At 42.1% G+C, this 17,661-nt stretch carries 9 protein-coding genes, 2 tRNA genes and 3 rRNA genes; 11 read left to right on the forward strand and 3 right to left on the reverse strand.

Annotated elements, in window-relative coordinates:
* Positions 1–301 precede the first annotated feature (301 nt).
* From O1Q79_RS09690 to gnd, 10 genes are all read left to right on the forward strand, one after another.
* A 16S ribosomal RNA gene (locus O1Q79_RS09690) occupies positions 302–1,840 on the forward strand.
* An 85-nt stretch (positions 1,841–1,925) separates the two neighbouring features.
* Positions 1,926–2,002: transfer RNA gene (locus tag O1Q79_RS09695), tRNA-Ile, on the forward strand.
* Between the two features lie 57 nt (positions 2,003–2,059).
* Positions 2,060–2,135: transfer RNA gene (locus O1Q79_RS09700), tRNA-Ala, on the forward strand.
* A 290-nt stretch (positions 2,136–2,425) separates the two neighbouring features.
* Positions 2,426–5,321: ribosomal RNA gene (locus O1Q79_RS09705) — 23S ribosomal RNA — on the forward strand.
* Between the two features lie 156 nt (positions 5,322–5,477).
* Positions 5,478–5,593, forward strand: a 5S ribosomal RNA gene (gene rrf, locus O1Q79_RS09710).
* The 16S, 23S and 5S rRNA genes sit together here with 2 tRNA genes alongside, the layout of an rRNA operon.
* Positions 5,594–5,826: 233 nt before the next feature.
* Entirely contained in the window at positions 5,827–6,639 is an 813-nt protein-coding gene (cysQ, locus tag O1Q79_RS09715; RefSeq protein WP_386692073.1) for a 3'(2'),5'-bisphosphate nucleotidase CysQ, read from the forward strand.
* A gap of 73 nt (positions 6,640–6,712) precedes the next feature.
* Positions 6,713–8,200 carry a glucose-6-phosphate dehydrogenase gene (gene zwf / locus O1Q79_RS09720; RefSeq protein WP_386692075.1) on the forward strand — a complete coding sequence of 496 codons (1,488 nt, stop codon included), beginning with the start codon at positions 6,713–6,715 and terminating at the stop codon, positions 8,198–8,200.
* Between the two features lie 11 nt (positions 8,201–8,211).
* Positions 8,212–8,910, forward strand: a complete 699-nt coding sequence (gene pgl / locus O1Q79_RS09725) for a 6-phosphogluconolactonase (protein WP_386692077.1) — start codon at positions 8,212–8,214, stop codon at positions 8,908–8,910.
* An 18-nt stretch (positions 8,911–8,928) separates the two neighbouring features.
* A complete protein-coding gene (locus tag O1Q79_RS09730) occupies positions 8,929–9,618 on the forward strand; it encodes an aspartate/glutamate racemase family protein (protein WP_386692079.1) in 690 nt (229 codons plus the stop codon).
* A gap of 20 nt (positions 9,619–9,638) precedes the next feature.
* Positions 9,639–11,093, forward strand: a complete 1,455-nt coding sequence (gnd, locus tag O1Q79_RS09735; RefSeq protein WP_386692081.1) for a decarboxylating NADP(+)-dependent phosphogluconate dehydrogenase — start codon at positions 9,639–9,641, stop codon at positions 11,091–11,093.
* 93 nt (positions 11,094–11,186) lie between these two features.
* On the opposite strand, the gene ilvC is transcribed toward gnd, so the two are convergent.
* Positions 11,187–12,668, reverse strand: a complete 1,482-nt coding sequence (ilvC, locus tag O1Q79_RS09740) for a ketol-acid reductoisomerase (RefSeq protein WP_386692083.1) — start codon at positions 12,666–12,668, stop codon at positions 11,187–11,189.
* Positions 12,669–13,333: 665 nt separating this feature from the next.
* Here ilvC and ilvY point away from each other — a divergent pair.
* Positions 13,334–14,209 carry an HTH-type transcriptional activator IlvY gene (gene ilvY, locus O1Q79_RS09745; protein ID WP_386692084.1) on the forward strand — a complete coding sequence of 292 codons (876 nt, stop codon included), beginning with the start codon at positions 13,334–13,336 and terminating at the stop codon, positions 14,207–14,209.
* Between the two features lie 57 nt (positions 14,210–14,266).
* Here the strand turns inward: ilvY and O1Q79_RS09750 are convergent, their stop codons facing one another.
* Together O1Q79_RS09750 and rimO are read right to left on the reverse strand one after the other, a co-directional pair.
* Complete coding sequence (locus tag O1Q79_RS09750; RefSeq protein ID WP_386692086.1) at positions 14,267–16,183, reverse strand: adhesin; 1,917 nt, start codon at positions 16,181–16,183, stop codon at positions 14,267–14,269.
* Between the two features lie 9 nt (positions 16,184–16,192).
* Positions 16,193–17,527: a 30S ribosomal protein S12 methylthiotransferase RimO gene (rimO, locus tag O1Q79_RS09755; protein WP_386692088.1), complete on the reverse strand. Its 1,335-nt coding sequence runs from the start codon at positions 17,525–17,527 to the stop codon at positions 16,193–16,195.
* Between the last annotated feature and the right edge of the window lie 134 nt (positions 17,528–17,661).

The raw sequence follows: 17,661 nt of genomic DNA on the forward strand, positions 1-17,661 counted from the left end.
ACCACACCGCAAGGTTATCAAGTGAATATAACGTAAATAATAGATTAAGTTAAAATTCTAAAAATATCACTTGACAGAAATGGGATTAATTAATATCATTTCAAATCTTGCATCAATGCAATCGTTCTTTAACAATTTATCAGACAATCTGTGTGGGCACTTGTTGATTGACTAGTTTTAAAAAATTAAATAAAACTTGAAGTCTTAATAGGTGCTTAACTTAGAAATTCATTAACTTTTTGTTCTTTTGGGAATGAAAAGAAAGATTTAAAAGCAAGCAGTTTATTGAGCGATCGAACTTAAATTGAAGAGTTTGATCATGGCTCAGATTGAACGCTGGCGGCAGGCTTAACACATGCAAGTCGAACGGTAGCGGAAAGTACTTGTACTTTTCGTGAGAGTGGCGGACGGGTGAGTAATGCTTGGGGATCTGGCTTATGGAGGGGGATAACGACGGGAAACTGTCGCTAATACCGCGTAATATCTTCGGATTAAAGTATGGGATCGCAAGACCATATGCCATAAGATGAGCCCAAGTGGGATTAGGTAGTTGGTAGGGTAAAGGCCTACCAAGCCGACGATCTCTAGCTGGTCTGAGAGGATGACCAGCCACACTGGAACTGAGACACGGTCCAGACTCCTACGGGAGGCAGCAGTGGGGAATATTGCGCAATGGGGGGAACCCTGACGCAGCCATGCCGCGTGAATGAAGAAGGCCTTCGGGTTGTAAAGTTCTTTCGGTGGTGAGGAAGGCTAATAAGTGAATAGCTTATTAGATTGACGTTAACTACAGAAGAAGCACCGGCTAACTCCGTGCCAGCAGCCGCGGTAATACGGAGGGTGCGAGCGTTAATCGGAATAACTGGGCGTAAAGGGCACGCAGGCGGTTACTTAAGTGAGATGTGAAATCCCAGAGCTTAACTTTGGAATTGCATTTCAGACTGGGTAGCTAGAGTACTTTAGGGAGGGGTAGAATTCCACGTGTAGCGGTGAAATGCGTAGAGATGTGGAGGAATACCGAAGGCGAAGGCAGCCCCTTGGGAAGATACTGACGCTCATGTGCGAAAGCGTGGGGAGCAAACAGGATTAGATACCCTGGTAGTCCACGCTGTAAACGCTGTCGATTTGGGGATTGGTCTTTAAGACTGGTGCCCGTAGCAAACGTGATAAATCGACCGCCTGGGGAGTACGGCCGCAAGGTTAAAACTCAAATGAATTGACGGGGGCCCGCACAAGCGGTGGAGCATGTGGTTTAATTCGATGCAACGCGAAGAACCTTACCTACTCTTGACATCCATAGAATTTTTCAGAGATGAAAAAGCGCCTTCGGGAACTATGAGACAGGTGCTGCATGGCTGTCGTCAGCTCGTGTTGTGAAATGTTGGGTTAAGTCCCGCAACGAGCGCAACCCTTATCCTTTGTTGCCAGCATGTAAAGATGGGAACTCAAAGGAGACTGCCAGTGATAAACTGGAGGAAGGTGGGGATGACGTCAAGTCATCATGGCCCTTACGAGTAGGGCTACACACGTGCTACAATGGTGCATACAGAGGGCGGCAAACCTGCGAAGGGGAGCGAATCTCAGAAAGTGCATCGTAGTCCGGATTGGAGTCTGCAACTCGACTCCATGAAGTCGGAATCGCTAGTAATCGCAAATCAGAATGTTGCGGTGAATACGTTCCCGGGCCTTGTACACACCGCCCGTCACACCATGGGAGTGGGTTGTACCAGAAGTAGATAGCTTAACCGCAAGGGGGGCGTTTACCACGGTATGATTCATGACTGGGGTGAAGTCGTAACAAGGTAACCGTAGGGGAACCTGCGGTTGGATCACCTCCTTACCCAAAACGAGCGACAATAAGTGTCCACACAGATTGGCTGGTAATTGTAAACAAAGAAAAAAGAAAGCAACGAGAATTGCCCTACGGGTCTGTAGCTCAGGTGGTTAGAGCGCACCCCTGATAAGGGTGAGGTCGGTGGTTCAAGTCCACTCAGACCCACCACTCAAGCGGTGAAGCGAAAGCGAAATCACAGAGCGAGAGTGCGTAGGCAATGAAAATGGGGATATAGCTCAGCTGGGAGAGCGCCTGCCTTGCACGCAGGAGGTCAGCGGTTCGATCCCGCTTATCTCCACCAAAAAATCTTGTTGTTATCATCATTGTTAAGTTAACTAAATTAAAAAACAAAAAAATAAGTTGGTTTAACTAAGTTAATTTAACAATGATGATAGGCGAAAGCCGATAATCTTACTGTTCTTTAAAAAATTGGAAACAAGCTGAAAACTGAGAGATTTTCGGGTTAATTGATGAAAGTGAATTAACACAAGAAAGTCTGAGTAGAAGAAAAAATCTTGACTGAACAAAAGCAGTCAAGTGTTTAGTTGAAACGCAATATCAATTGTTCTAAAAAAACATTTGAGGTTGTATAGTTAAGAGACTAAGCGTACACGGTGGATGCCTAGGCAATCAGAGGCGAAGAAGGACGTGCTAATCTGCGAAAAGCTTGGATGAGTTGATAAGAGGCGTTTAATCCAAGATATCCGAATGGGGAAACCCGCTAGATGAAGAATCTAGCATCGTTATTTGAATACATAGAATAACGAAGCAAACCGGGAGAACTGAAACATCTAAGTACCCCGAGGAAAAGAAATCAACCGAGATTCTGTGAGTAGCGGCGAGCGAAAGCGGAGGAGCCGTTAGTAATAGCGATAAAACTAAGAGAATGAACTGGGAAGTTCAACGACACAGGGTGATAGTCCCGTATCTGAAAGTTATATTGTGGTACTAAGCTAACAAGAAGTAGGGCGGAACACGAGAAATTCTGTCTGAAGATAGGGGGACCATCCTCTAAGGCTAAATACTCCTGATTGACCGATAGTGAACCAGTACTGTGAAGGAAAGGCGAAAAGAACCCCAGCGAGGGGAGTGAAATAGAACCTGAAACCGTGTACGTACAAGCAGTGGGAGCCCGCAAGGGTGACTGCGTACCTTTTGTATAATGGGTCAGCGACTTATATTTTGTAGCGAGGTTAACTGAATAAGGGAGCCGAAGGGAAACCGAGTCTTAACTGGGCGGTGAGTTGCAAGGTATAGACCCGAAACCCGGTGATCTAGCCATGGGCAGGTTGAAGGTTGGGTAACACTAACTGGAGGACCGAACCGACTAATGTTGAAAAATTAGCGGATGACTTGTGGCTGGGGGTGAAAGGCCAATCAAACCGGGAGATAGCTGGTTCTCCCCGAAATCTATTTAGGTAGAGCCTTATGTGAATACCTTCGGGGGTAGAGCACTGTTTCGGCTAGGGGTCCATCCCGGATTACCAACCCGATGCAAACTGCGAATACCGAAGAGTAGTGCATAGGAGACACACGGTGGGTGCTAACGTCCATCGTGAAGAGGGAAACAACCCAGACCGCCAGCTAAGGTCCCAAAGTACTAGTTAAGTGGGAAACGAAGTGGGAAGGCTTAGACAGCTAGGATGTTGGCTTAGAAGCAGCCATCATTTAAAGAAAGCGTAATAGCTCACTAGTCGAGTCGGCCTGCGCGGAAGATGTAACGGGGCTAAAACTAGTCACCGAAGCTGCGGCATCAAGAGTAATCTTGTTGGGTAGGGGAGCGTTGTGTAAGCGGATGAAGGTGAGTCGAGAGGCTTGCTGGACGTATCACAAGTGCGAATGCTGACATAAGTAACGATAAAACGAGTGAAAAACTCGTTCGCCGGAAGACCAAGGGTTCCTGTCCAACGTTAATCGGGGCAGGGTGAGTCGGCCCCTAAGGCGAGGCTGAAAAGCGTAGTCGATGGGAAACGGGTTAATATTCCCGTACTTGGATAAATTGCGATGTGGGGACGGAGAAGGTTAGGCAAGCAGCCTATTGGATGGCTGTTTAAGCGTGTAGGTGGGGAAACTAGGCAAATCCGGTTTCCCATTCAACACTAAGGCGTGATGACGAGCTCCTAAGGGAGCGAAGTTGTTGATACCACACTTCCAGGAAAAGCCACTAAGCTTCAGGTTTATCTAAACCGTACTGAAAACCGACACAGGTGGTCAGGTAGAGAATACTCAGGCGCTTGAGAGAACTCGGGTGAAGGAACTAGGCAAAATAGCACCGTAACTTCGGGAGAAGGTGCGCCGGCGTAGATTGTAGTCTTTTACAGATGAAGGTTGAACCGGTCGAAGATACCAGCTGGCTGCAACTGTTTATTAAAAACACAGCACTCTGCAAACACGAAAGTGGACGTATAGGGTGTGATGCCTGCCCGGTGCTGGAAGGTTAATTGATGGTGTAATCGCAAGAGAAGCACCTGATCGAAGCCCCAGTAAACGGCGGCCGTAACTATAACGGTCCTAAGGTAGCGAAATTCCTTGTCGGGTAAGTTCCGACCTGCACGAATGGCATAATGATGGCCAGGCTGTCTCCACCCGAGACTCAGTGAAATTGAAATCGCCGTGAAGATGCGGTGTACCCGCGGCTAGACGGAAAGACCCCGTGAACCTTTACTATAGCTTGACACTGAACCTTGAATTTTGATGTGTAGGATAGGTGGGAGTCAGAGAAACTTAAACGCCAGTTTGAGTGGAGACGACCTTGAAATACCACCCTTTAACGTTTGATGTTCTAACGAAATATCCGGAACGGGTATTCGGACAGTGTCTGGTGGGTAGTTTGACTGGGGCGGTCTCCTCCCAAAGAGTAACGGAGGAGCACGAAGGTTTGCTAATGACGGTCGGACATCGTCAGGTTAGTGCAATGGTAAAAGCAAGCTTAACTGCGAGACGGACAAGTCGAGCAGGTACGAAAGTAGGTCATAGTGATCCGGTGGTTCTGAATGGAAGGGCCATCGCTCAACGGATAAAAGGTACTCCGGGGATAACAGGCTGATACCGCCCAAGAGTTCATATCGACGGCGGTGTTTGGCACCTCGATGTCGGCTCATCACATCCTGGGGCTGAAGTAGGTCCCAAGGGTATGGCTGTTCGCCATTTAAAGTGGTACGCGAGCTGGGTTTAGAACGTCGTGAGACAGTTCGGTCCCTATCTGCCGTGGGCGTAGGAGAATTGGTTGGGGCTGCTCCTAGTACGAGAGGACCGGAGTGGACGCATCCCTGGTGTTCCAGTTGTGTCGCCAGACGCATTGCTGGGTAGCTACATGCGGAAGAGATAAGTGCTGAAAGCATCTAAGCACGAAACTTGCCAAGAGATGAGTTCTCCCACCCTATAAGGGTGTAAGGGTTGTTGAAGACTACGACGTAGATAGGTAACATGTGTAAGCGGTGTGAGCCGTTGAGCTAAGTTATACTAATTGCCCGAGAGACTTAACTATACAACGCTCAAGTGTTTTTGGGTGGATTAAGCTAAGAACTAAATAAAGCAGTACAGACAAAAGAAAATCGAACAGACAGCTTGTTTCAAATTTTAGAAGAAGACTAAAAAATAAGTAGGGTCGTGATTTAAAAGGCTCAATCATCAAAGGAATAATCCTGATGGTCATAATGCAGTAGTGCCACCTGACTCCATGCCGAACTCAGAAGTGAAATGCTGTAATGCCGATGGTAGTGTTGGGTTTCCCAATGTGAGAGTAGGTCGCCATCAGGTTCAAAATTAGAAACCCCAGTTATGTGAGTAGCTGGGGTTTTGTTTTTTGTATTGAATTGATGTACTGAATTAAGTTTAATAACACCACGCCGTGGCTAGTTTTTTATAAGATACTGCGCGGAATCGTTACCATGCTTAAGAGTCCATAAATAAGTCTCCCAAATAATATCATTCGTCATCCTCTTCAAATTTTGCTACACTAAATCCACATCTAATTTTACCTAGGGTTTTCTATGCAACTCACCGAACAACTTCTCCAATCTGCGCTACATATTGCGAATGAAGCAGGTAGAATATTAGAAGATTTCTATTTAAAGTTTGAATCTATTGAAATTCATACAAAATCAGATGATACGCCTGTGACTGCAGCGGATTTGGCGATTAGTCAATTTTTGGTCCAAAAATTAACCGCGCTTACTCCCGATCTTCCTGTGTTATCAGAAGAAAATTGTAATATTCCACTTTCTGAACGGCAATCATGGGAAACTTATTGGCTTATTGATCCCTTAGATGGTACGCAACGATTTATTGATCGAACAGGGCAGTTTTCCATTTTAATTGCTTTAATTCATCAAAATCGTCCAATTTTAGGGGTTATTCACGCTCCGATCTTACAAAAAACCTATTATGCAATGCAGGGATTTGGGGCGTATAAATTAGAAGAGAATCATCATCAACGCCTAATCACTCGTCATATTGATGTCACTAAACTGCTTAAAATTGCCGTGGGTTCAGAAAGTCATAAGCAAAAAGTGCGTTGTATTTTGTCTGAGAATTTTCCTTGTGAATTTATTGTATATGGTTCTAGTGGCTTAAAAGGTGGCTTGGTAGCAGATGGTACAGCGGATTGTTATGTACGTTTAGGTAATACTGGTGAATGGGATACGGCAGCGGCTGAAATTTTACTCAGTGAGCTAAATGGAAATATTTTTGAACCACATTTTTTACCTTTAACTTATAATCAACGGGAAACCTTTATTAATCCTCATTTTGTGATGACAGCGGATCGAGAAGTAAATTGGCAAAAAATCTTTTGCTTTAATTAGTGATAGCTATTTGAATATTCTATATGAATGGTGCATAGTATGCCGATAGTTTATCATTTTACTAGGATATAATATGAATGCAGAAAATAATTGTATTGTAATTTTTGGTGCGTCAGGTGATTTGACTCATCGTAAATTAATTCCAGCCCTTTATAATCTTTATAAAATTGGGCGTTTAGCTGAAAATTTCTCTGTACTGGGCGTTGCTCGTTCAGATTTAAATGATGAAAGTTTTCGTGATAAAATGCGTAAAGCATTGATTAAACATGAGAAAGCAACAGGTGAGAGTTTAGATAATTTCTGCTCACATTTGTATTACCAATCTGTGAATACGTCTGATGCTCAAGATTATGGTAAGTTAGTGCCACGTCTTGATGAATTACACGATAAGTACCAAACCTGTGGTAACACGCTTTATTACCTTTCTACCCCCCCAAGCCTTTATGGCGTGATTCCTGAATGTTTAGCTGCTCACGGCTTGAATACCGAAGAATACGGCTGGAAACGCATTATCGTGGAAAAACCCTTTGGCTATGATTTGAAAACTGCTCACGAATTAGATATTCAGATTCACCGTTTTTTTGAAGAACATCAAATTTACCGTATTGACCATTATTTGGGCAAAGAAACCGTGCAGAACTTACTCGTGCTACGTTTTTCTAACGGCTTATTTGAACCCCTTTGGAGCCGTAATTTTATTGATTATGTGGAAATCACGGGGGCGGAATCTATTGGTGTAGAAGAACGCGGTGGTTATTATGACGGTTCGGGTGCCATGCGTGATATGTTCCAAAACCATTTATTGCAAGTATTGGCAATGGTTGCTATGGAACCGCCAGCGATTATTAATGCTAATTCTATGCGTGATGAAGTGGCGAAAGTATTGCATTGTTTACACCCATTAAATGAAGATGATCTGCAAAATAATTTGGTGCTAGGACAATATACCGAAGCCCAAATTGACGGCGAGCAGGTCAAGGGTTACTTACAAGAAAAGGGCGTACCAGAAGACTCGAATACCGAAACCTTTATGGCGTTACGCTGTAAAATTGATAACTGGCGTTGGGCGGGTGTACCATTTTATGTTCGCACAGGTAAGCGTTTACCAGCACGAGTTACCGAAGTGGTGATTCACTTTAAAACCACGCCACACCCAGTATTTAGTCAAAATGCACCAGAGAATAAATTGATTGTTCGTATTCAGCCTGACGAGGGAATTTCAATGCGTTTTGGTTTGAAAAAACCAGGGGCAGGGTTTGATGCGAAAGAAGTATCAATGGATTTCCGTTATTCCGATTTAAGCGGATCATCCAGCCTGTTAACGGCGTATGAACGCTTATTACTTGATGCGATTAAAGGCGATGCAACATTATTTGCTCGTACTGATGCTGTACACGCTTGCTGGAAATTTGTGCAGCCGATTCTTAATTATAAAGAAAATCGTGGTCGTGTATATGAGTATGAAGCTGGTACTTGGGGACCGAAAGAGGCGGATAAACTGATTGCCAAATCGGGACGAGTATGGCGTAAACCGAGCGGTCAGATGAAGAAAAAAATCTAGGGGAATGTGGAATGAAGACAATTATTTTTGATACGGCACAACAAGCGGTGGAAAACATTGCTGAGCAGTTTTTGCAATTAAGCCAACAGGATAAACCTGTGCATATTTCGTTGTCTGGTGGTAGCACGCCAAAATTGCTGTTTAAAACATTAGCTCAAGCTCCATTTAATACCGAAGTGCGGTGGAAAAATTTGCATTTTTGGTGGGGCGATGAACGTATGGTGCCGCCGAGCGATCCCGAAAGCAATTACGGCGAAGTGCAAAAATTGCTATTCGATCATATTCAAATTCCAGCGGAAAACATTCATCGTATTAGGGGCGAAAATGATCCACAAGCGGAACTCGCTCGTTTTGAGCAAGAAATTCAAGCCAACATTCCCAACGGTGAATTTGATTGGATTATTTTAGGCATGGGCAATGACGGACACACGGCATCCTTATTCCCCCATCAAACGAATTTCAATGATCCGAATTTGGCGGTGATTGCCAAACACCCTGAAAGTGGGCAATTACGAATTTCTAAAACGGCGAAATTGTTGAGCCAAGCGAAACGTATTAGCTATTTAGTCACAGGCGAAGCCAAAGCGGACATTCTCAAAGAAATTGCTACGCACTCCGCCGACCAACTGCCTTATCCTGCGGCGAAAATTCAAAGTTCCAATGGAGTAACGGAGTGGATTTTGGATCGTGGAGCAGCGAAATTGCTGTAATCATTAAGGATTAACAGAATGAAAACACTCGGTATTATCGGCGGAATGAGTCCTGAAAGTACAATAACCTACTATCAGCAAATTAATCGTCTAGTGAATCAAAAGCTAGGTGGAAATCATTCTGCTCCTCTGTTAATGGTGAGTGTAGAATTTGAGCGAATTGTACAATGCCAAAAATCAGGTGATTGGCAAAAAGCAGGGGAAATTTTAGCTCAAGCAGGACAAAAATTGGAGCAGATGGGGGCAGATGCTGTTTTATTGGCAACCAACACAATGCACAAAGTTGCTCCCCAAATTATTGAGAGAATTAATGTCCCGTTTTTGCATATTTTAGATGCGACTGCCAATGCGATTAAGACAAAAGGCTTATCTAAGATTGCGGTATTAGGTACAGCTTTTACGATGCAAGATGAATTTTATCGTAATGGATTAACCCAGCGTGGCATAGAAATGCTGGTACCTGATGCAAAAAATCAGCAAGAAATTCACCGCATTATTTTTGAAGAATTATGCGTAGGGAAAATTCTGCCAACATCAAAACAATTTTATTTGCAGACCATTGCAGAACTCGCTCAACAAGGAGCAGAAGGGGTAATTTTGGGTTGTACTGAAATTGGCTTATTGGTTCAGCAAAATGATACAGCATTGACGTTATTTGATACTGCACAGTTACATAGTGAAATGGCAGTGGAATTTATTTTAAACTAACTTCGACATAGGAGAAAAAAATGTCAGTTAAAGGCGACATCGGCGTTATCGGTTTAGCGGTAATGGGACAAAATTTGATTTTAAATATGAACGACAACGGCTTTAAAGTAGTGGCGTATAACCGTACCACCAGCAAAGTTGACGAGTTCTTACAAGGTGCAGCGAAAGGTACTAACATTATCGGGGCGTATTCACTTGAAGATTTAGCCGCCAAATTAGAAAAACCACGCAAAGTAATGTTAATGGTGCGTGCGGGCGATGTAGTGGATCAATTTATTGATGCCTTATTACCGCACTTAGAGCAAGGTGATATTATCATTGATGGCGGTAACTCAAATTATCCTGATACTAACCGCCGAGTGAAAGCCTTGGCAGAAAAAGGCATTCGTTTTATTGGTTCTGGTGTGTCGGGCGGTGAAGAAGGGGCAAGACATGGACCATCTATTATGCCAGGTGGTAACGCTGAAGCGTGGCAATATGTCAAACCGATTTTCCAAGCCATTTCCGCCAAAACCGATAAGGGCGAACCTTGCTGTGACTGGGTTGGCAAAGACGGTTCAGGTCATTTCGTGAAAATGGTACATAACGGTATTGAATACGGTGATATGCAGTTGATTTGTGAAGCCTACCAATTCTTAAAAGACGGTTTGGGTTTAAATCACGAAGAAATGCAGGCGATTTTTGCCGAGTGGAAAAAAACCGAATTAGATAGCTATCTCATTGATATTACCACCGATATTCTCGGTTACAAAGATACAGACGGTTCGCCATTAGTGGAGAAAATCTTAGATACCGCAGGACAAAAAGGTACGGGTAAATGGACGGGGATTAATGCCCTTGATTTCGGTATTCCATTAACCTTAATCACCGAATCTGTGTTTGCTCGTTGTGTATCTTCTTTCAAAGATCAACGTGTTGCCACGTCAAAATTATTCAACAAGACCATCACGCAAGTCACAGGCGATAAAAAAGTATGGATTGAAGCGGTTCGCCGTGCCTTACTGGCATCCAAAATCATCTCTTACGCACAAGGCTTTATGCTGATTCGTGAAGCATCCGAGAATTTTGAGTGGAATATTAATTACGGTGCAACAGCGTTATTATGGCGTGAGGGCTGCATTATCCGTAGCCGTTTCTTAGGCAATATCCGTGATGCCTATGAAACCAATCCTGATTTAGTATTCTTGGGTTCTGATCCGTATTTCAAAGGCATTTTAGAAAACTGCTTGGCAGACTGGCGTAAAGTGGTGGCAAAATCGATTGAAGTGGGTATCCCAATGCCTTGTATGGCAAGTGCAATCACTTTCTTAGATGGTTATACGTCCGCCAACTTACCAGCGAACTTGCTACAAGCCCAACGTGACTATTTCGGCGCACATACTTATGAGCGTACTGACAAACCACGTGGCGAGCATTTCCATACTAACTGGACAGGGCGTGGTGGCAATACGGCATCGACCACTTATGACGTTTAATCTAAATAGGGAACTATTTGTCTATTTTGTATTTAGTTGTTATATAAACAAAAAGTGCGGTATTTTCTACCGCACTTTTCACATTCATTTCAATTACGCTTGAGATGAAATACGTTTCATATCTGTCATATAACCACGTAATTCTTGACCGATTAATTCAATCGGGTGATTGCGAATTGCATCATTCACATCACGTAATAACACGTTATCAATTTCAACCGTTGGTGCAGGTTCACCTAAGTCACCTTTTTGTAAGGTTGGAATTACTTTTTCTGCCAAAATTGGTGTGGCTACGTGGGAGAATAGATAGTTACCATATTCTGCTGTATCAGAAATTACCACGTTCATTTCATATAAACGTTTACGAGCAATGGTGTTGGCAATTAATGGTAATTCGTGTAAAGATTCGTAGTAAGCGGATTCTTCATAAATACCACTTGCCACCATGGTGTCAAACGCCAATTCTACGCCAGCTTTCACCATCGCCACCATTAACACACCGTGATCAAAGTATTCTTGTTCAGAAATTTTGATATTGTCGCCTTTTGGTGAATTTTCAAAAGCCGTTTTGCCTGTGGCTTCACGCCATTTTAACAAGTTTACATCATCATTCGCCCAGTCTGCCATCATGGTTGATGAGAATTCGCCACTGATAATATCGTCCATGTGTTTTTCGAATAAGAACACTAATTCCTCTTTGATTTGTTCAGATAATTCAAAGGCACGCAATTTGGCACTGTTAGATAAGCGATCTAACATGAGCGTAATGCCGCCTTGTTTTAATGCTTCAGTAATCGTTTCCCAACCGTATTGAATTAATTTACCAGCATAAGCTGGATCTTTGCCGTCAGCCACTAATTTGTCGTAGCAGACGATAGATCCTGCTTGTAACATACCGCAAAGAATGGTTTGTTCGCCCATTAAGTCAGATTTTACTTCTGCCACGAATGAAGATTCTAATACACCTGCACGGTCGCCCCCTGTGGCACTTGCCCATGCTTTAGCGATTGCCATGCCTTCACCTTTCGGATCATTTTCAGGGTGAACAGCGATTAAGGTTGGCACGCCGAAACCACGTTTATATTCTTCACGGACTTCCGTACCAGGGCATTTTGGTGCGACCATCACCACCGTAATGTCTTTGCGAATTTGCTCGCCCACTTCAACGATGTTAAAACCATGAGAATAACCAAATGCCGCCCCATTTTTGATTAACGGCATGACATCCGCCACCACTTTTGAGTGTTGTTTGTCTGGGGTTAAGTTGATGACTAAATCCGCAGTTGGAATGAGTTCTTGGTAAGTACCCACTTTAAAACCATTTTCGCTAGCACGTTGGAAAGAAGCACGTTTTTCTGCAATCGCTTCTGGACGTAACGCATAGCTCACATCTAAGCCAGAATCCCGCATATTTAAACCTTGGTTTAAGCCTTGCGCACCACAGCCGATAATCACCACTTTTTTGCCTTTTAAGAAGTTGCAACCATCGGCAAATTCATCACGATCCATAAAGCGACAACGACCGAGTTGATCGAGTTTTTGACGTAAATTTAATGTATTGAAATAGTTAGACATTTTTGTTTTCCTTGTGAATAAATTAAGGTTTTGTTTGGATATGGTTATTATAGGCTTTTTTTATGTTGCGTAAATTGATATTATTGGTATTTGGTATTGCGGTTTTTGCAATGGTTTTCGCCCCATGGGCGACCGTACTTTCTTTTACTTGTGTAAAAGAAAGTAGGCAAAGAAAAGCACACCCCGACTTCACCGCTTTTCTTTGCTCGTTTGGCATTTTCTTTACGCTAAATTTTGAACTCGCTTCGCTCAGACATGCAAAATTTAGCTAAAAATGCCAAGTCGCAAAGGCGGTTCAGACGGGGCTCCAAGTTTTGACCGAGCGTAAATAAAAGTGCGGTGAAAAATTTGAGAATTCCTAGCACTGGCGTACTAGGTTAAATATGGTAACGCTACTCCGTAGCTTGCACAGCATTTTATTACTTCACCAATGGGGTCCCCATGTTTGCCGCCTGAAAATACTTTAATTTGTAGGAAAATGGCGTCTGTCTGAGCGAAGCGAGTTCAGCCATTTTCCGTTAAGCAAATTAAAGTATTTTCAGGAAATAAGGCAAAGTTGGGGCGTGTTTTCTTTTTGCTTACTTTTGCTTTGCACGAGCAAAGAAAAAGTAAGTCGCCATCGGCGAAACCCGATTGTAATTAAATCATAATTTAAGAGAAAAACTATGAACTTCACCGACCTAAAAATCTTCCTCCACCTCACCCAAACGCAAAACTTCAGCAAAACTGCTACCCAAAATCACATGTCCCCCTCGACACTTTCACGTCAAATTCAACGTATGGAAGAAGAAATCGGACAACCCTTATTTTTACGCGATAATCGTCAAGTTATTCTCACCGAAACGGGTACCAAATTTCTTGTATTTGCTCAACAGCATTGGAATAATTGGCAACAATTCCGTCAGCAACTACAATCAGATTCGCAAGAGTTATATGGTGAGTTGAAATTGTTCTGTTCTGTTACGGCGGCTTATTCTCATTTACCACCAGTGCTGGAAAAATTCCGTTCTTGTTATCCTAAAGTGGAAATTCAATTAACCACAGGCGATCCTGCACTTGCAGTGAAAATGGTGGTGGAGCAACAGGCAGATTTGGCTTTGGCTGGTCGTCCGTTAAATTTGCCTCATTCTATAGAATTCCAACATATTGACAATATTTCGCTTTCTTTAATTGCCCCTAGAGTGGCTTGTTCAGCTACCCAATTATTGCAACAAGATCCTGTTGATTGGCAACAGATTCCTTTTATTCTTCCAGTTGAAGGACCTGCTCGCCAACGTATCGATCAGTGGTTACAGCAAAAGAAAATTAAACATCCCAAAATTTATGCGACAGTAAGTGGTCATGAAGGGATCATGTCAATGGTGGCATTAGGTTGTGGATTGGCATTACTACCTGATGTGGTGATTAAAAATAGCCCTATGAATACACAGGTATCATCATTAAATTTAGATATTCCTATAGAACCCTTTGAATTAGGCATTTGTGTACAAAAAAGATCGTTGGCATCACCTTTAGTGAAAGCCTTTTGGTCTATTTTATAAAGAAAAAAGTGCGGTGAAAAATATCATATTTTTCACCGCACTTTTTCATTTATCAACCTATTGTTTTGCTTTTTTAGCGGTAGCTTTTTTGGTTTTAGACAATGTCAATTTTACTTTATTGGCTTTTGCCCAGTCTTTTAAGCGAGTTAAAAATTCTTTACCCATTGGGCTAGGATCACCCGTGAATAATTTTTGTAAGCCATTATTTTCAATAATATGACGGCGTAATTCTAAACGTTCTTGATGATTTTCAGCCAGACGAATAGCACGTTCAATATATTCATCAACTGTATTGGCAATTAACCATTCAGGTAAGCCTAAACGTTTAAATAAGCCCTCATCAATATGTTCATGTACTTCAGGACCTGTTTTACAAATACCGACTAGACCTAAAGTGACCATATCGATAATGCCGTTCGTATTGCCAAATGGGAATGGGTTCACCATCATATCGCAATTATGCAAAATGCTGAGATATTGATGATATGGTGTGTGTTCGTGAGCAGTGGCAGAATTTCCCAAGTAGCTTTTAATAAAACGGACTACATAGGGATGGGTAATACCTGTTGACTGTCCTAGTGCAAAGTGAAAATGCACCTTGACTTTAGCACGATCACGAATGGCTTTTAATGCTTCAAGGAAATACGGATTTAATTTCATTGTCGTTGAAGCAATACCGATATTTACTACTTCTGGATTTTCGCGTAATTTATATTCTACTTTTTGCGGCGCTAAGGCAGACGGCACATACGGCAAGGCATCTTTGGGTAAGCGTAACAATTTCTCGCTAAAGCATTGTTCTGAACCCACATAATCATCTTCCACGACGACATATTCAATAAAAGGCGAGTGAGTGGTCGCCGGATGTCCAAGCGCGATAGCTTGAATTGGGGCAAGACGAGTATTGCTGGCAAAAATAGGTAATAAATCCATACCAATACTTGGCATATATAACACTGCAGCACCATTATCTTGACAGATCTTTTTGAGAAAATTGAGTTTTTCGAAAATATTGTTGTCTTGTGCGATATGGAATTCATCAAAGACATCTCGTCCTAGCTGATCCACTGCATCATTTCCAACCCCGATAAGGTAAAATAATTCACGAGCGGCACGCATTGACGTAGAGTGGGTGCGGTAGATAGAGTGAGCAGAATGGAAATGTTCAAGTAACACGACCATTACGGGTTTTCCATCCCGATAACCAATGTTACTGACATCACGATCTTGCCAACCGCTTTCTAATAAATGCTTACGTATTACTGTATTTAAGGCATTTTTGACCCAATGCTTGTTAGCTGCAATGTCATAACTACAGTGCATATAAACATCATGGGAGATGCTACTCGGTAAATTATTCAAATTTGACAACTGTGCTAAATGTTCAGGGAACCATTGTAATATAGTGCTACGTTTGCTAAATGCCGCGGGTGTTCCAATAAAACGTGGCGATTGTAAAGCAAAACAAAGTGATGCACATAAATCACGATCCAGTTGCCATAAAGCATCTAAATTAATCGTTAAATTTGATTCTGGTAGATACATGATACAAAATTTAATCCAGGTTTCTTTTTTAGCCTCTAGCTGTATATTAGAAGAAGATTTATCTGGATTTAAGTTATAAGTTTGCAAAATATGATCTGCATTGATATAAGGAGATGAGGCAAAAATGAGATTAATCCAGCGTTGATAACAAAAGAATTTTAAGGCACCTGAATCAGAAATCATTAAGGCTTTATCTATAAATAATTGTGTTATGGCATTCGCCATCCGTGTACAAAAATAGACAATACGATCTTGTGTTAATTCATTCTCTGATAACTGTTTTGGTAGATCAAACTCAATATCTTGAATACCACCGAAATTACTATCTAATTTATTTAAAATAGAAAGTAATATATTACAAGCTAATTCATATTTTTTCTCTGCAACAGCTTGTTCAAATTGTTCAACATTAGGTTTAATTTCTGGCATATACTTCCCCTAACAAGTTCCCCATAAATCATATTCATCTGCGTGACTAATCGTTACTGAAATAATATCACCAATTTGCACCGCACTTTGGCTGACATTATCCACATAAACCACCCCGTCAATTTCAGGTGCATCAGCCATTGAGCGACCGATAATCCCGTCTTCATCTATTTCATCAACAATGACCGCTAATGTTTTCCCTATTTTTTGCTGTAATCGTTGGGCTGAAATTTGTTGCTGTAATTCCATAAAACGTTGGAATCGTTGTTCTTTTATTTCTTCTGGTACTTGATTTGGCATATCTGTTGCGGTTGCCCCATCTACAGGGCTAAATTTAAAGCAACCGACTCGATCAAGTTGAGCTTCGGTTAGAAAATCCAACAAGAGCTGAAAATCTTCTGCGGTTTCCCCTGGGAAACCCACAATAAAAGTAGAACGTAATGTCAATTCAGGGCAGACTTCACGCCATTTCTTGATACGTTCTAAAATACGTTCCACCGAACCAGGGCGTTTCATTAATTTAAGAATTTTTGGGCTGGCATGTTGTAATGGAATATCCAAATACGGCAAAATTTTGCCCGCTGCCATTAAAGGAATTAATTCATCCACGTGCGGATAAGGATACACATAATGTAAACGTACCCACACTTTCAAGCTGGCTAACATCTGGCAAAGTGTGATCAGATTATTTTTAATCGGCATGCCATTCCAGAATACGGTTTTATTTTGGTTCTCTTTGCTTTGATCGAGAGAATAAGCCGAAGTATCCTGTGACACCACCAACAATTCTTTTACCCCTGAATCCACTAAACGTTTGGCTTCATCTAAGATTTGGGTAATTGGGCGGCTATCCAAATCACCTCGCATAGACGGAATAATACAGAAAGTACATTTATGATCGCAACCTTCAGAAATTTTCAAATACGCATAATGTTTCGGGGTGAGTTTCACGCCTTGACTTGGCACAAGGCTGACATAAGGATTATCTTCAGGTTTTGGTACATATTTATGCACATTTTCCATCACCGCTTCATAGCTATGTGGTCCAGTAATTTCTAGCACTTTGGGGTGAACTTCACGAATTTTATCTTCTTTCGCCCCTAAGCAACCCGTTACTAACACGCGACCATTAGCTTCTAACGCTTCACCGATAGCTTCCAATGACTCTTGCACGGCACTATCAATAAATCCGCAGGTATTAACAATCACTAAATCAGCATTTTCATAAGTAGGGATAATATTGTAACCGTCAGTACGTAACTCGGTAAGAATTCGCTCGGAATCGACTAAATTTTTCGGACAACCAAGGCTAACAAAGCCAATATTGGGTGTTTTTGATGACATAGATAATCTTAAAATAGGGTAAAAAATTTGGACGTATTGTACAAAAGTTTTAATCGAAAGGCGACAATATAAGCGTAAATATTTCGTAAAGTTTATGAATTTTTCGAAAAAAATACCGCACTTTGATAGCAAAG

Origin of the sequence: Lonepinella sp. MS14434, from assembly GCF_042468235.1 — a bacterium.
In the GTDB taxonomy this organism is placed as follows: domain Bacteria; phylum Pseudomonadota; class Gammaproteobacteria; order Enterobacterales; family Pasteurellaceae; genus Lonepinella.

Bases quoted from the DNA above. Each gene is read 5' to 3' on its own strand.
- cysQ (WP_386692073.1), top strand. From the start codon at position 5,827: ATGCAACTCACCGAACAACTTCTCCAATCTGCGCTACATATTGCGAAT.
- zwf (WP_386692075.1), top strand. From the start codon at position 6,713: ATGAATGCAGAAAATAATTGTATTGTAATTTTTGGTGCGTCAGGTGAT.
- pgl (WP_386692077.1), top strand. From the start codon at position 8,212: ATGAAGACAATTATTTTTGATACGGCACAACAAGCGGTGGAAAACATT.
- O1Q79_RS09730 (WP_386692079.1), top strand. From the start codon at position 8,929: ATGAAAACACTCGGTATTATCGGCGGAATGAGTCCTGAAAGTACAATA.
- gnd (WP_386692081.1), top strand. From the start codon at position 9,639: ATGTCAGTTAAAGGCGACATCGGCGTTATCGGTTTAGCGGTAATGGGA.
- ilvC (WP_386692083.1), bottom strand. From the start codon at position 12,668: ATGTCTAACTATTTCAATACATTAAATTTACGTCAAAAACTCGATCAA.
- ilvY (WP_386692084.1), top strand. From the start codon at position 13,334: ATGAACTTCACCGACCTAAAAATCTTCCTCCACCTCACCCAAACGCAA.
- O1Q79_RS09750 (WP_386692086.1), bottom strand. From the start codon at position 16,183: ATGCCAGAAATTAAACCTAATGTTGAACAATTTGAACAAGCTGTTGCA.
- rimO (WP_386692088.1), bottom strand. From the start codon at position 17,527: ATGTCATCAAAAACACCCAATATTGGCTTTGTTAGCCTTGGTTGTCCG.